Raw genomic sequence first — 14850 nt, 5'->3', positions numbered from 1 at the left:
TGAAGACGACCTGCACTGCGAAACGCCCGATCAGAACAGTCCGGCCAAATAGCCAAGCAGCGCTCCGGCACCGACAACCGCCCAAACCGGAATAATACGCCATTGCAAGATGGCGAACACCAGAACGACACAGCCGACATCAAACACATCAAGAATGGCCCCGGTCCAGATCGGATCATAAAGCACAGCAGCCAGCAAACCGACGACGGCGGCATTTACCCCCATAAGGCCTGCGCGCATTGACGGAATATGACGCACACGGTCCCAAAACGGCAAAAGCCCCACCACCAACAGCCACGCCGGCAAAAAGATCGCAATCAGCGTGACCATGGATGTTGCCGCACTGACAGCGATACCTGCGCCACCGCTTCCAGTGTGAAGTGCTGCCCCCAGATAGGCGGCAAAGGTAAAGATCGGACCCGGCACGGCTTGGGTCGCCCCATACCCCGCAAGGAAGGTCTCGGCATCAATCCAGCCCGGCGCCACAACAGCATTTTGCAGCAAGGGCAAAACAACATGCCCGCCGCCAAACACAAGCGCGCCACTGCGATAAAACCCGTCAATCACCGCAAACAATCCGGTTGGATCAAGTTTGGCAAGAACCGGCAAGGTCAACAGCAAGGCAAAGAATGCAAAAAGCGCAAAGACGGCACCCTTGGCAGAATGCGGTGCCTGACCGGGATCAAGATCGGGGCTTACCATGCCCCGCAACAGGATAAAACCTGCGACCATGCCGCCAAGAATGACAGCAAACTGTGCCATGACCGTATCGCTGGCGATCATGATCGCGGCGGCAATAACCGCAAGGGCAATGCGCGGAATATCCGGACACAGCGTCCGCCCCATCCCCAACAACGCATGGACCACCACACCAACCGCAACCAGCTTAAGCCCGCGAATGATGCCGTCTGCACCACCAACATCAAGCCCGGTAAACGTCATGCCAAGAGCTGCCAGAACAATTGCCGACGGCATGGTGAACCCCAGCCACGCCATCAGCGACCCTCGCATGCCGCCCAGCGCCATGCCAATTCCCATGCCAACCTGCGAACTGGCCGGACCGGGGGCAAACTGACACAGCGCGACAAGATCGGCATAGCGCGCGTCACTCAGCCATTTGCGGCGCGCAACAAATTCTTCGCGGAAATAACCGATATGGGCAACCGGCCCGCCAAAACTGGTCAAACCAAGACGCAGGAATATCAGGAAAATCTGCCAAAGTCCCACACCGCCGGTTGGCAGGACGGCTTCAGCCGTGCCGGTTTCTGGTTTCGCTGACGGACTGGTTGGCGTCGTATCTGACATATATGTTGCCTTCTGATCACTTTGTGCCGGTCAAATTTTCCAGACCTTACGCAATCAGAAGGGGGCCGCATAGCCAAAAGCGGCCCGGCCTTCATTCGTCATGAATTTATAACAAAACCCCGCCAGCAGCGTGATGCTGATGGCGGGGTTTAAAAATCAAGGCCACAACAACAGGGCGAGAATTTTGCCTAGCGGAACGCAGGTTCGTCCAATGAGCGCAATTTGCGCGAATGGAGCTGATTGACGTCCTGACGGAGCGTATCAATCGTATCAAGCCCCACCTGCAAATGCTGTCCAATCCGTTGGCGATAGAAATTGTTCGCCATGCCCGGCAGCTTCAGTTCCCCATGCACCGGTTTATCGGACACACACAAAAGCGTCCCGTATGGCACGCGGAACCGGAAACCGTTGGCAGCAATGGTCGCACTTTCCATATCCACTGCAATTGCGCGCGACTGGTTAAGACGTACAAACAATTCGCTATAACGCAATTCCCAGTTCCGGTTATCGGTCGTGGCAACCGTACCGGTGCGCATGCGTGCCTTCATCTCCCGGCCCTGAAGCCCGGTGATTTTGGTTACCGAATTGGCAAGTGCGACTTGCACCTCGGCAATCGGCGGCACGGGAATCCAAAGCGGCAAGTCGGAATCAAGCACATGGTCATCGCGGACATAACCATGTGCCAAAACGTAATCGCCAAGCAACTGACTGCGACGCAGACCGGCACAGTGACCAAGCATCAACCAGCAGTGCGGACGCAGTACGGCAATGTGGTCTGTTGCCGTTTTCGCATTGGATGGGCCAACACCGATATTGACCAGTGTGACACCCAGGCCGTCTTCCCGGATCAGATGGTAGGACGGCATCTGCGGCAATTGTTTGACCGCCTCGCCGGTTTCCTTCCAGCCCTTTGGTGCATTTTTGCGAACATGGACCTTCGGTCCCGGTTCGACAAAGGCAACATAGGGGCTTTTGGGATCTTCAAGCTGGGTTTTGGCAAATTCGATGAATTCATCGACATAGCGCTGATAGTTGGTAAACAGCACAAACTTCTGGAAATGTTCGGGCGCGGTCGCCGTATAGTGGCGCAAACGCGCCAGTGAATAGTCAACGCGTTCCCCGGAGAACAGCGACAGCGGCTTTGACCCCGGTGCCGCGTTCAATCCGTAATGCACACCATTGGCGATATCATCGTCAGTACGCGCAAGATCCGGCATATCAAAGATCAACTGCATCGGGCGAATGTCGGTCGGACCGATGCTGTCGGTTGCTGATGCGACAAGGAACGGCAATGGGATCGGACGATCCGAAACGCCAACCACGACCGGAACATCATGGTTTTTCAGCAGAAGTTCGATTTGCTCGCGGTAGTATTCTTCAAACAGGTCCGGACGGGTCAGCGTCGTGCCATACACACCCGGATCACGCGGCGCACCGAATGACAGGGTGCTTTCAACATGCAGTTTTTCCGGCGGCACTTCGATACCAAGATACGGATAATAGGCGCGCACAGGGGAAGACTGCTGACCTTCACCGAAACGGTTGAAGGCCTCTTGGACGGCATTGGCACCGGTCGCATAAATATCCTTGATGCGCGCAAGTGCCTTGTCTGCGTCGGTAAATTCAAACAGATCGCGAACCGATCCGTGGACTCCAGAAACCATATTGGATGCTCCTTTTTGTTATTTTTGTTCGGGTTCTTTCGCTTGATCAAGGTACGCGAAACCGCGCCCGATCAATGGCAAAAGCCCTTGGAGCGAGAGATTTATCACCGCTCGCCCGCCTACTGACAACCGAAAAATTTATGACCATTATCAATCTGTGGGTGAAATGGTACATGAAGGAGATCCAGTTTCATCCCAAAACCGGTCACTTTTCCGGTGGTTTCAGCAGGTTATCTTTTTATATGTCGGGTTTATCTTCAAAAATTCCAAATGACAGTTTTGATGCATCGGCCATAACCAGCGCAAACAACCTTCGCCTCAGGACAATGAACAGCAGGTGAATTTTGGAAATGGGCAAAAAAAAATGCCGAAACCGGGGGACGGTTTCGGCAATTTCAGGGAAGGGCCTTAGACGTTGAGGGAAAAGACGATCAACCCTGATATCCATATTTATATGACCAACGGTCATTAATGTCAAATTTAATCGACAATCATTCTCTATGTTTATCTCGGACACCTATGCCATGTGATTTGCGTTAACGGCAATTTTCCGGAGTTTCTCCAACCTTTTCTGCGCGTCAGCATCAAATGTCTTATGGTCACCTAAATGGGAATTACTTAGGTTACAGACAATTTCGGCAGCGCGCGGGTCATTTTCGACCAGGCTTTCGATGTCCTGTTCTTCTTCGGCATCTTCAAGCGTGCCGTTTATATAGCCAAGAATGTCCTCCTTGCCGTATATCGCAAGAACGGGGCACATTTTATGCCGCCTCTGCGACATAGCGCGACGCATGCTCACGGGATTCGATTCGACCAACCGATTCACGCAGTTTACGGCGCGCACGGCCAACACGGGATTTTACCGTGCCAATTTCAACCGACATCTGATCAGCTGCATCCTGATAGGACACGTCACCAACAGCGGTCAGCATGATCGCTTCGCGTTCCTGTTCCGGCAGTTCTTCGAGAACACGGTCGGCATCCCGAAGCTGCAATCGCGCCATCTGGTTACTACCATGACCATAGACGTCGCCAAGATCATCCCAGTCGACCTGAGGACCACGCGTCTTCTCACGACGCTTGCCGGAAATGAATGTGTTGAAAAGAATTCGGTGCAGCCAAGCTTTCAGGCTTGTCCCTGCTTCGAACTGATCCTTTTTGCTGATGGCTTTCAACAGCGTGTCCTGAACCAAATCCTGCGCAAGATCGGTGCTGCCGGTCAGGCGATATGCATGACGGCGCAACGCGGGTACATGGTCTTCGATTTCGTTCATCACTTGTTTAGACATCACAACCTCCTTGTTCGGATGAGCTGACCCTAACAAATAAAAATAAAATTTAAAGTAAAATCGTATAGTCAACTTAGGCAATACAGTGAACAACCATTAAATACACAACAATATTAAGACACATGAGTGACACATTGTAATTAACTTGATCACTTTACATTAACAACACCAACTAATTACTTTACATTACTTACATCGGCGACGACACATACCGATTATCCGCAAGGTGGTTGTCTTACGGAGGAAACAGCGGTAACGTAAGTTACTCCAAAATTCTTGAATGCTTTGATTTTCAATGGCTTCAGGCGGATGCATGAGCCGCTTTAATTGACAGGAAACCCACGTGGCAACGTCGAAAAGAACAGAAAAGCTCCAGATTATGCTTGATGATGAGGAGCTGAAAGTCATTGACGATTGGCGCTTTGAACATCGGATGCCCACCCGCGCAGCCGCGATCCGCGAGCTCATTCGTCGCGGGTTGGTCTCTGAAGATCTCGAAGAGCCCGATACAGATGGAAAATCCACCAGCGATTTCCGGGTTGATCCGGAATAAAAAAACGTATCTCCCCAACAGAAAGGCCCGGCATTTTGCCGGGCCTTTCTGTTTATTCCAATGAACCGTCGGGAAATCAGGATGGATGATCCGCACCCAGTTTTGGTTTTCGACCTTCAAATATTCTGGCGATCCCTGTTCCGAACCCAAGAACCAAAAGCCACAATCCATAGTATCGCAAAGCTCGCGATGCGGTGATTGCGATAACAAACAACCAAACGGGATAAGACGCTGCACCGGCCGCAAGGGCTGCCAATTGCATTGGCACGGGCGTAATGCTGATGGCAAAAACAACCCAAAAGCCACCCTGTTCAAACTTGTCTTGCAGGTCTTTGAATTCTTGCTGCCCACCAAGAAGATCAATCAGCGGCTGTGCAACATCATCAAACAGAACCCGCGCCAATAGATATAAAGCCAAAGCACCCGCAACACTGCCTGCAAGGGTCACCGTTGCAACAATAAAACCACGTGTCCGCGACGCAGCCATAATCGGAGCAATAATTATCTCGATCGGGATAGGAATAATTGTCGTCTCAAGAAACGATGCACCAGAAATACCCCAAAGCCCCTTGCGCCCTTCGGCAAGTTGCGCCAGCCGCTTTTGGGCATATTTCATCGCACTCTTTGGTCCGGATGCCGTTTGCTGTTCAGTCTTGGTCATTGCGTGCCCTTTGATGGCCCAAACAAAAAACAGCCCGCCCGAAACCGGGCGGGCTGCTGCCCTCGGACGTCATGTCGCCGAGTTCAGGTTGTGACATCTTATTCGGCTGACTGACTATCCGAGATGGCCTTCTGCGCATCTTCAAGCGCATTGACAGTATCGGTCTTTACCTCTTCCCAGGTATCAGCAGATGCATCCTGGGCATTGTCCAGTGCATCGCTCAGCTCATCGCTGGCGTGGTCCCAGGCTTCGGCCAATTCATCGACCGCTTCTTCACTGTCATTTTTGACCTGGGCGGAAACGTCGTCATATTGATCGCCAAGCTGTTCTGCCTTGGCATTCACCCAATCAAAGAAGTCTTCTTTCTGATCGTATGTGAAGTCCTCCGCCTCTTCGTACTGAGCTGCCAGATCTTTGCGCAGCTCTTTGGCATCCGCTTTCATGGCATCATCGGTCTTCATCGTATCGGCATCAGAAGCCGACCCGGCATAGGCCGGCGCCATAACAGAAACAGACATAAGTACAGTACCGATCATCAGCATATTCTTGCTCAACATCACAACCTCCATATTTAATAAAAACAGCGCAATTACTTGCGCGCTGCTTACCCTTAACAACGGATGGTTCAAAACAATGTTCCAATTGTGTTGATTTTATTTTGTGGAACCTTCGAAACAGGCCCGCGTTATCCATACAAGTGCCCACCAACAAAGCGGGGTACAGCGCAGTTGAGATGCGCTAACCGACTTACGGGCATCTGATAAACAAAGGAGTTTTAGTTATGGCACATAGCAGTATGCAGACCGTTGCGAAGGAATTTCCCGTCGAAACCGGCGTAGATCGCAAGGATCGTCGCGAACTGGCGAAGATGCTGACGCAAATCGTTGGGTCGTCGCATGTACTGTATGCCAAAATCCGTGGCGTTCACTGGAATGTGGTCGGCCCGGCCTTCTATTCGCTTCACAAGATGACCGAGGAGCAATACGAAGACCTCAACACAGCAATTGACGATATGGCAGAACGCATTCGTGCAATTGGCTTTTCGGCGCCGACCGGCCTTAACGACATGATGGAAAACTCGGTCATTTCCGATCAGACCGAACTTCTCGCGACAAACGACATGGTGACCGATCTGATCGAGGATCACGAGAAAATGGCGCGCCTCATTCGCGATGGCGTGACGGCTGCCGAGGAAGTCGAGGATGTCAAAACCGCCGACCTTCTGACCGAACGCATCGGCGTTCACGAAGAAGCCATCTGGATGCTTCGTGCAACGGCCTCCTGATCGAAACATGTGATAAGATGGACCGGCGCTTTCGGGCGCCGGTTCTTTTTTGTCGACAAACAATGAGGCGCTATCGTGAAAAGTTCTGATCTGACAGGCAAGGTGTGCATTTTCCTGACTAAGGGGAAGCTTCCGGAAGACTGGCGCAACAATGGCGCACAGCCACTGCGCGGCGTCTTCGAAGATGCCGGCTATCAGACGGAGCTGACCCTCTGCGATACGCCTGACGACATCTGCACACAGATCGACACCAACTGCACAGCTGGCGACATCGTTGCTGTCGGGGGTGGAGACGGCACGATCAATGCGGTTCTCGATACAATCATTGCCCGGAAAGTCGTTTTAATTCCGATCCCGCTTGGCACCGCAAATGACTTTGCGCGTACCCTGACATTGCCAGATGACCTGATTGATGCCGCACGTGCGTCAATTCACGGGCAGATCAGAATGCTTGATGTCGGCAGTGTAAACGACCGTCGCTTTATCAATGCCGCCAGCATCGGCGTTCCTGCGGATGCTCGCAAACGCATCAACCCGGATTTGAAACGTACCTTTGGTGCAATCAGCTATGCCGTTGCCAACTGGCAAAGCTGGCATGAAATGGATCCGCTGGATCTGACAATTAAATGTGGCGACGCCCCCGCAGAAAACTGGAAACTGCGCCAGGTGACCATTACCAACGGACGCTATTTCGGGGGCGGCTTGCGCCCGAGTGAAACCAAAAGCCCGGAAGACGGGCTTCTGCATATGTTTGCCATACGCGACAGCGTCGACACCCTAAGCGGTCTTGATATCGCAGCCGAACTTTTATTCGGCTCCGTCGATGACAGCAGCTATGCCACCTCGATGGAATGCGACCGCATCGTGATTGAAGGCGAAGATGGCGCCCCCATTCTTGCCGATGGGGAAATCATTGGCGAACTACCCGCGCACTTTGAAATTCGCGCCGGGGTCTTGGCGGTATTTGCCCCCAACAGCTTTGTTGATCAGATCAATTCAGATGACGACACGCTGTCACAATCGCTGCCACACCAAGGTGCGATCAATGACATCATGCGTGACATCGTTGATTTCGCCTTGCGGCTGGAGGCGATCTACCCCGTTGCGGAAAGCAGCACGCTTAAGGCGCTTTGCCATGATGGCGCTGGGAACCTGCGCAACATTGCCCGTCAGCTTGAACTGGGTGTGCGGCCTTATGGGATCAATGCGGCCTCACCGGACCCGGATTTAAAGAATCTGGAGGAACTTCGCGACAAGGTGATGGGCTGGCTGGTTGAAGACGCCGACACACGCCTTGTCAATGGCCTCAAGGCCCGTGCGGAATTGCTTGAAACCGAAATCAGCGACCTTCCGACTGAAGACTTACCAGACGATATCAAAGCCCCGGTCCGAGAGCTGGATCGTGTCATCACCGAAATGCAGCAAAAACTGCGCGACATCGTCAAATCACACTAGAAACCCAAAAGGCAGCCCCATCAGGCTGCCTTTTTTCAAATCAACGCCCCGAGTCCAGATGCACCCGCAGGTTCCATATACCTGAAAATCAGCTATCGCGTTTGGCGTTAAGATTTTTCTCAATGATTTCAGCATTCTCGTCCCCCCAGCGACACAGCGGGACAAGGGCATCTGCCAGACTGAAACCGAACGGGGAAAGTTCATAAAGAACACGCGGCGGAATTTCCTGATAGTCGGTGCGCAGAACAACACCATCAACTTCCAGCTCCTTGAGGTGCTGGATCAACATTTTATCGCTGACCCCGCGAACACATCTTTTCAGTTCGCCATAACGCCTGGGTTCCTTTGCCAAAAAGAACAAAATCAATGGCTTCCACTTGCCGCCAATCACCCGAAGGGCGGCATCAAGACCACAAATGAACGGTTGAGCTGGTATTTCTGTACGATCTGACATGGTACTTACTAAAAGGTGCATACTTGTTAAAAAGTATGTCCATACGTATCGTTTTGGTCAACCTTAATTTCGGAGACCAGAAAGATGACCAAACTCGAAGGAAAGACAGTGCTGATTACTGGTGGTGCGAGCGGTATCGGTTTCGCATCGGCAAAGCGGTTCGTCGCCGAGGGTGCCTTTGTTTACATCTCGGGGCGTCGCAAGGACGTGATTGAGTCCGCAGTGAAGGAAATCGGCAGCTCTGTTCGTGGACTTCAGGCTGACATTACAAATCCAGAAGATCTTGATCGCGTATTTGAAACCATCCGGGCGGAGCGCGAAACGCTTGATGTCGTATTTGCCAATGCCGGTGTCGGAGAACTGGTTCCCCTGGGCGAGATCACCCAAAAGCACCTTGACTACACCTTTGACATCAATGTGAAGGGAACTGTTTTTACAGTGCAAAAGGCGCTGCCGCTTCTGAAACCGGGGAGCTCGATCATTCTGACCGGCTCCACCACCGGGGTCATGGGAACGCCTGCGATGAGTATTTATAGCGCATCAAAGGCAGCCGTTCGGAATCTGGCACGCAGCTGGGCGCAAGACCTGCGCGGCACATCTATCCGCGTCAATGTCCTTAGCCCCGGACCAACCCAAACCGACAAGATAGATGAATTGCTAACCCCCGAGATCATCGAGGAACTAAGCAACGGAACGGCATTGGAACGCATGGGGAATCCGGCGGAAACAGCCGCGGTCGCAGCCTTTTTGGCGTCCGATGACAGCAGCTTCATGACGGGCAGTGAAATATTCGTCGATGGCGGTTACGCCCAGATCTAAACACGTCGGAGCGACGGCGCATTTGGCGCGGTCGCTCCGGCTGTTATTTTCAATTATCGGAAATGATCACACCGGGCAGATCAGGCCTTAATCCTCAAGCCCGGCAAGGCTTCTGGCAAAGGACTCGGCTTCGAACGGGCGTAAATCTTCGGCCGTTTCACCCACACCAATGGCATGAACGGGTTTACCGAATTTCTCGGCCAGTGCAACAACGACACCGCCCTTTGCCGTTCCATCCAGTTTGGTCACAATCAGACCGGAAACGTCCGTGGCCTGACCAAAGGTTTCCACCTGTGAGTGCGCATTCTGACCCGTCGTGGCATCAAGCACCAAAAGCGTATCATGCGGGGCGGTTTCATCACGCTTTTTGATGACGCGGACGATCTTTTTAAGCTCGTCCATCAGATGCGCCTTGTTCTGCAAACGACCGGCGGTATCAATCAGCAAAAGGTCATAGCCTTCGCGCTGGGCCTGCTCAATCGCATCAAAGGCAAGCCCGGCAGCATCCGCACCAGTATCACGCGCAACCACTGGGCAATCGGTGCGCTCGCCCCATACCTTAAGCTGCTCCACCGCGGCAGCACGGAACGTATCACCCGCTGCCATCATGACCTTAAGGCCCTGATCCTTGTAGGTTTTTGCAAGTTTGCCGATCGTGGTTGTCTTACCCGATCCATTGACACCGACAACCAGAACCACATGTGGCTTCTTGGTCGCATCAATCACCAGCGGTTTGGCAACCGGATCAAGGATTTTGGCAACTTCTTCGGCAATGAATTCCTGAATTTCGGCGGAATCGACTTCCTTGTCGAACCGGGTCTTGGACAGTTCCGCGCTCAGTTTGGCTGCGGTCGTGACCCCAAGGTCGGATGTAATCAGAAGGTCTTCGAATTCCTCAAGCGCATCATCATCAAGACGGCGCTTGGTGAAGATATCGGAAATACCTGTGGTCAGCTTTGAAGAGGACCGTTTCAGCCCGTCCTTCAGGCGGCTAAACCAGCTTTTCTTCCCCTCTTCACTCATCAAGTAAGCTCCGCAATCAGTTTTCCATCTTCAAGGCCGGTTATCTTGGCCTTTGCTATCGTGCCCGGTTCTATCACGCGATCTAGCAGAACGGGAGCAAAATGCTCCGTATGGCCGGTATTTTCCTTTTCAACCAACACATTCTCGATCATGCCCACGCGTGACTGCAGGAATTTGTTGAGTTGCACCTCGCCTGCTTCGCGAAGGGCGCTCGCGCGTTCCTTGCGCAGGTCCTTGGGCACTTGCGGCATTTTGGCCGCCGGCGTCCCCGGGCGGGAGGAATACGGGAAGACATGCAGATAAATCAGTCCGCATTCCTCGACCAGACGCAGGGTGTTTTCCGCCATTTCATCGGTTTCGGTCGGGAAACCTGCAATGATATCTGCCCCAAAGGTTACATCGGGACGCAGATCGCGGACCTTTTGGCAGAAATCAACAACGTCTTGACGCAGGTGGCGACGTTTCATGCGTTTCAGCACCATGTCATCCCCGGCCTGCAGGCTGATATGCATATGCGGCATCAGGCGTGGTTCTGTCTCGATCAAGCGAAACAGGTCTTCATCGACCTCAACCGGATCAATGGATGAAATCCGCAAACGCGGCAGTTCGGGCACCTGTGCCAGCAAGCGGCGCGACATTTGCCCCAATGTCGGCTGCCCCGGCAGATCATGACCATAGGACGTGATATCCACCCCGGTCAGAACCACCTCGCCATAGCCATTGGCGACCAGTTCACGCACCTGACTGACGATCTCGCCCATCGGAACACTGCGCGAATTACCGCGGCCAAACGGAATGATGCAAAAGGTGCAGCGATGATCACAACCATTCTGGACCTGCACAAACGCACGTGCGCGCCCTTCAAAGCCCGACACAAGATGGCTTGCGGTTTCTTCGACCGACATGATGTCGTTAACAACAACACGTTCGTGGTCCGGCATCATGAAGGTTTCAGCCTTCATCTTGGCATCATTGCCAAAGATACGGTCAATCTCGCCCATATTGGCGAACTTGTCCGGGTTAACCTGAACTGCGCAGCCAGTCACGAAAATCTTGGCATCCGGGTTTTCACGACGCAGGCGGCGAATGCTTTGACGCGCCTGACGTTCGGCCTCGGTCGTGACGGCACAGGTATTGATAATGATCGCATCATCCAGACCCGCCGTTTTGGCATGATCGCGCATCACCTCGGATTCATAGGTGTTCAAACGGCAACCAAATGTAACGACGCGCGGCTCTGTCATGCTCGGTCTTCTGCGATCACTTTCGGATTTGGGAAACATTCCGCCTGCACTGTTGGCAAAACACCTGCAAGTGCGGAACGCCCGGCACAGGCCAAATGACCTTGCCGGGCGCTCGTTACATACGCTTTTGAACGCCTCAATGCAAGTCCGGGCCCTTCATGGCACACATGCATCAGGCGCGCAAATCACCCTGTGCTATGGGCACTGATGGCAGAAGACCCTATTGGGCAGCGACGTTACGGTTCCGCCCATCCTTCTTGGCGCGGTAAAGCGCATTGTCAGCCCGGTCGATCAGCTTTGGCCCGCCTTCACCGGCAATATATTCCGCCGCCCCCACAGAAATCGTCATTTGGCCATAAGAAGTTCCGGAACTCTTGGCCTTGATTTCGCGCGCGGCGATACGTTTGCTCATGTCCTCGGCCAGAATCATCGCATCGGAAAGCGGCGTTTGGGGCAACAGAATCGCAAATTCGTCCCCGCCGTAGCGTGCCACAATATCGCGCCCCTTGATGTTGGCTTTCAGCATCGAGGCGATCAAAACCAGGATTTCATCGCCAATGCGATGACCAAACTTGTCATTGACCGTCTTGAACTGATCAAGGTCGACCATCATCACACAAAACGGTTCCGGTTTATCACCAGTGTCATATTCCGCCGCCAATTGGGTGAGTTGCTCTTCAAAGAACATGCGATTGGAAACACGTGTCAATCCATCGGTATAGGACCGTTCACGGGTTTCTTCGAGCTCACGCTGAAGCAGCGCAACCTGACCAAGATAGCGATCAAGACGCTTGTGAAGATTATCAATCGTCTGATGCATTTCGTCGGTCTTCTCGGCAATCTCGGCGACAACTGGCGCGACGTTCTTGTGCTTGCCAAGTGTGGCCACCGAACGCTTCAAAAGATCACCATAGTTGCTCAGCCCCGTGCGGGCGGCGATCAGACATTCATCACTGTTTTCAACAAGTTCCGAAAAGTCTTCCATACCACGCTGCAGGAAGTCGGCGGCATGACGGTCAAAGATGTAACGGTAATACAGCTCAAGAAGCGTATCTTCGGCCAGATCATCACCACTGGCCTGAACAGCATCAATTACCCGAAGAATTTCCGGATTTTCTTCGGCAAAATAAACAAACCATACGTGGTACAGCTCAGGGGTGGGACGAAGCCCCCGTTCGCGCAAGGCGGAAAGGGTCGCCTCGGCATAATCCCAATGGCGTAAGTTCTGTTGTTCCGTCGTTGTCACAACGGTGCTCCGGCTCGTGTTTTAATTGTTATATCAATTCGTTATGCACATTTTTATGTGCTATTTCGAATTAACATAACCCAATGTACGATACGAAACCAGACTTACGTCACTTTTTCCTATACTAAAGGGTGGCTTAGTTTCCGTGGATCATCGTACCGGCACCACGTTCGGTAAACAGTTCCAGCAGAACTGCATGTGGTGCACGACCGTCGACAATAACAGCGGCTTCAACCCCGTTCTCGACTGCATCCATGCATGTTTCAGTTTTCGGGATCATACCACCCTGGATGGTGCCGTCGGCGATCATTTGGTTGATGTGGTGCATATCAGCATCTCTTACAAGGTTCTTATCCTGATCAAGGATACCCTTCACATCGGTCAGCATATACAAACGGCGTGCACCAACTGCCTTGGCAATCGCACCGGCAGCCGTATCGGCGTTGATATTGTAGGTCTGACCGTCTTCACCTACGCCAATCGGCGAAATTACCGGGATGATATCGGTATTCACGAAGCAATCCAGAACATGCGGATTGACCTTTACCGGTTCCCCGACAAAGCCAAGATCGAGAACCTTTTCGATATTACTTTCCGGGTCCCGTTTCGTGCGGGTGAGTTTCCGCGCCGTAATCAGGTGCGCGTCCTTGCCACACAGGCCAACACCGATACCGCCTGCGGCATTGATATTGGAAACGATTTCCTTGTTGATCTTGCCAGCCAGAACCATTTCAACAACATCAATGGTCTGCTGGTCGGTCACACGAAGCCCGTCAATAAATTCTGACTGAATGTTAAGCTGCTTGAGCATCTGGCCAATCTGCGGGCCACCGCCGTGAACCACGATCGGGTTCATCCCGACCTGTTTAAGCAGCACCACATCCTGTGCAAACAGGCGGGCAAGTTCCGGGTCGCCCATGGCGTGACCACCATATTTGATCACGATGGTCTGGCCGTTAAATCGGCGCATATAGGGAAGAGCCTCGGAAAGAACTTTTGCACGTGCCAGCGTCCGGTAGGCACTGGATTCCGAATTCTCTTCTTCAGAACGGATTTCTTCGTTCATCTCACTTCCCCATAACTACGCTTTGAACCAGACTCTGCCACGTCGCGCCCCTTAAAGCAGGGTGGAAATCTCTGCCCGCAATTCGGCAAGTCCGGTGTTTTTCTCGCTTGATGTCGCAAAAATCTGTGGCAGCGCGGCCGGATGCTTGACCAACCCGTCGACCACTTCCTTGATGCGTTTTTCAAGTTGTCCTTTTTTTAGCTTGTCTGACTTGGTCAGCACAACCTGATATGGCACAGCGGCCTCATCAAGCAGCTTCATCATATCCAGATCAGCCTTTTTGAAGCCATGTCTGGAATCGATCAGAACAAACACACGGCGCAAAGTCACACGCCCGCGCAAATACTGTTTGATCAGGGCATGCCACGTATCGACGATATCCTTGGGGGCCTGAGCAAAGCCATAGCCGGGTAAATCGACGACATAGCAGGCACCATCCAGATCGAAATAGTTCAGCTGCTGAGTACGGCCCGGCGTATTCGAAGTCCGGGCGATGTCCTTGCGCCCCGTGATCGCATTGATCAGGCTGGACTTGCCGACGTTTGATCGACCGGCAAAACAGATCTCGGTCTTATCCTCGGCTGGCAACTGTTCAAGCTGTGCGACGCCAAGAACGAAGTTAACCGGGCGGCTAAAAAGCTTCCGCCCGGCTTCGATGACTGAGTCTTCGTGCGTCGGTATGGCTGTTGCCGACGGCAGATTTTCTTGTGTCATTATTATTCCTTCCCCGAACCTGCGGGGTATTCCCTTGAAAGGGAAGATCAACCCATGAAGGGTAGATGGGGA

At 52.8% G+C, this 14850-nt stretch carries 17 protein-coding genes; 5 read left to right on the top strand and 12 right to left on the bottom strand.

Going from position 1 to position 14850, the window contains the following annotated elements:
- Nucleotides 1-30: 30 nt before the first annotated feature.
- Nucleotides 31-1305: a chromate efflux transporter gene (chrA, locus tag JF44_RS0111910; protein WP_052065819.1), complete on the bottom strand. Its 1275-nt coding sequence runs from the start codon at nucleotides 1303-1305 to the stop codon at nucleotides 31-33.
- 188 nt (nucleotides 1306-1493) lie between these two features.
- Nucleotides 1494-2969: an AMP nucleosidase gene (locus tag JF44_RS0111905; RefSeq protein ID WP_033069225.1), complete on the bottom strand. Its 1476-nt coding sequence runs from the start codon at nucleotides 2967-2969 to the stop codon at nucleotides 1494-1496.
- 5 nt (nucleotides 2970-2974) lie between these two features.
- On the opposite strand from JF44_RS0111905, the gene JF44_RS20345 reads away from it, so the two are divergent.
- Nucleotides 2975-3310 carry a hypothetical protein gene (locus JF44_RS20345; protein WP_156111677.1) on the top strand — a complete coding sequence of 112 codons (336 nt, stop codon included), beginning with the start codon at nucleotides 2975-2977 and terminating at the stop codon, nucleotides 3308-3310.
- 176 nt (nucleotides 3311-3486) lie between these two features.
- Here the strand turns inward: JF44_RS20345 and JF44_RS0111895 are convergent, their stop codons facing one another.
- Nucleotides 3487-3729 (bottom strand): hypothetical protein, encoded by a 243-nt coding sequence (locus JF44_RS0111895; protein WP_033069223.1) that lies wholly within the window; start codon nucleotides 3727-3729, stop codon nucleotides 3487-3489.
- 1 nt (nucleotide 3730) lies between these two features.
- Nucleotides 3731-4258 carry a sigma-70 family RNA polymerase sigma factor gene (locus tag JF44_RS0111890; protein WP_033069222.1) on the bottom strand — a complete coding sequence of 176 codons (528 nt, stop codon included), beginning with the start codon at nucleotides 4256-4258 and terminating at the stop codon, nucleotides 3731-3733.
- A 343-nt stretch (nucleotides 4259-4601) separates the two neighbouring features.
- Here JF44_RS0111890 and JF44_RS0111885 point away from each other — a divergent pair, with 343 nt between their 5' ends.
- Nucleotides 4602-4811 carry a hypothetical protein gene (locus JF44_RS0111885; RefSeq protein ID WP_033069221.1) on the top strand — a complete coding sequence of 70 codons (210 nt, stop codon included), beginning with the start codon at nucleotides 4602-4604 and terminating at the stop codon, nucleotides 4809-4811.
- A gap of 76 nt (nucleotides 4812-4887) precedes the next feature.
- Here JF44_RS0111885 and JF44_RS0111880 read toward each other — a convergent pair whose 3' ends face one another.
- Both JF44_RS0111880 and JF44_RS0111875 read right to left on the bottom strand, forming a co-directional pair.
- Complete coding sequence (locus JF44_RS0111880) at nucleotides 4888-5472, bottom strand: YqaA family protein (protein ID WP_033069220.1); 585 nt, start codon at nucleotides 5470-5472, stop codon at nucleotides 4888-4890.
- A 98-nt stretch (nucleotides 5473-5570) separates the two neighbouring features.
- Complete coding sequence (locus JF44_RS0111875) at nucleotides 5571-6029, bottom strand: hypothetical protein (protein WP_033069256.1); 459 nt, start codon at nucleotides 6027-6029, stop codon at nucleotides 5571-5573.
- Between the two features lie 224 nt (nucleotides 6030-6253).
- On the opposite strand from JF44_RS0111875, the gene JF44_RS0111870 reads away from it, so the two are divergent.
- Nucleotides 6254-6757 (top strand): Dps family protein, encoded by a 504-nt coding sequence (locus tag JF44_RS0111870; protein ID WP_033069219.1) that lies wholly within the window; start codon nucleotides 6254-6256, stop codon nucleotides 6755-6757.
- A 75-nt stretch (nucleotides 6758-6832) separates the two neighbouring features.
- Nucleotides 6833-8212, top strand: coding sequence for a diacylglycerol/lipid kinase family protein (locus tag JF44_RS0111865; RefSeq protein WP_033069218.1), 1380 nt, complete (start codon nucleotides 6833-6835; stop codon nucleotides 8210-8212).
- An 88-nt stretch (nucleotides 8213-8300) separates the two neighbouring features.
- Here the strand turns inward: JF44_RS0111865 and JF44_RS0111860 are convergent, their stop codons facing one another.
- Nucleotides 8301-8666, bottom strand: coding sequence for a winged helix-turn-helix transcriptional regulator (locus tag JF44_RS0111860; RefSeq protein ID WP_033069217.1), 366 nt, complete (start codon nucleotides 8664-8666; stop codon nucleotides 8301-8303).
- A gap of 84 nt (nucleotides 8667-8750) precedes the next feature.
- On the opposite strand from JF44_RS0111860, the gene JF44_RS0111855 reads away from it, so the two are divergent.
- Complete coding sequence (locus JF44_RS0111855; RefSeq protein ID WP_033069216.1) at nucleotides 8751-9485, top strand: SDR family NAD(P)-dependent oxidoreductase; 735 nt, start codon at nucleotides 8751-8753, stop codon at nucleotides 9483-9485.
- Between the two features lie 87 nt (nucleotides 9486-9572).
- Here the strand turns inward: JF44_RS0111855 and ftsY are convergent, their stop codons facing one another.
- From ftsY to yihA, 5 genes are all read right to left on the bottom strand, one after another.
- On the bottom strand, nucleotides 9573-10508 hold the full coding sequence (gene ftsY, locus JF44_RS0111850; RefSeq protein WP_033069215.1) for a signal recognition particle-docking protein FtsY: 936 nt from the start codon (nucleotides 10506-10508) through the stop codon (nucleotides 9573-9575).
- Nucleotides 10508-11752 (bottom strand): tRNA (N(6)-L-threonylcarbamoyladenosine(37)-C(2))-methylthiotransferase MtaB, encoded by a 1245-nt coding sequence (mtaB, locus tag JF44_RS0111845; protein WP_033069255.1) that lies wholly within the window; start codon nucleotides 11750-11752, stop codon nucleotides 10508-10510. Before mtaB ends, ftsY begins: the two co-directional genes overlap by 1 nt.
- Before the next feature lie 220 nt (nucleotides 11753-11972).
- Nucleotides 11973-12998, bottom strand: a complete 1026-nt coding sequence (locus JF44_RS0111840) for a GGDEF domain-containing protein (RefSeq protein WP_033069214.1) — start codon at nucleotides 12996-12998, stop codon at nucleotides 11973-11975.
- Nucleotides 12999-13134: 136 nt separating this feature from the next.
- Nucleotides 13135-14064 (bottom strand): acetylglutamate kinase, encoded by a 930-nt coding sequence (argB, locus tag JF44_RS0111835; RefSeq protein ID WP_052065817.1) that lies wholly within the window; start codon nucleotides 14062-14064, stop codon nucleotides 13135-13137.
- Nucleotides 14065-14115: 51 nt separating this feature from the next.
- A complete protein-coding gene (gene yihA, locus JF44_RS0111830; protein WP_052065815.1) occupies nucleotides 14116-14778 on the bottom strand; it encodes a ribosome biogenesis GTP-binding protein YihA/YsxC in 663 nt (220 codons plus the stop codon).
- Nucleotides 14779-14850: the final 72 nt, after the last annotated feature.

Source organism: Thalassospira australica (assembly GCF_000763295.1).
Taxonomy (GTDB): domain Bacteria; phylum Pseudomonadota; class Alphaproteobacteria; order Rhodospirillales; family Thalassospiraceae; genus Thalassospira; species Thalassospira australica.
Note: the sequence above shows the minus strand (reverse complement) of the source record. Positions and strands in the feature narration are given on the sequence as shown.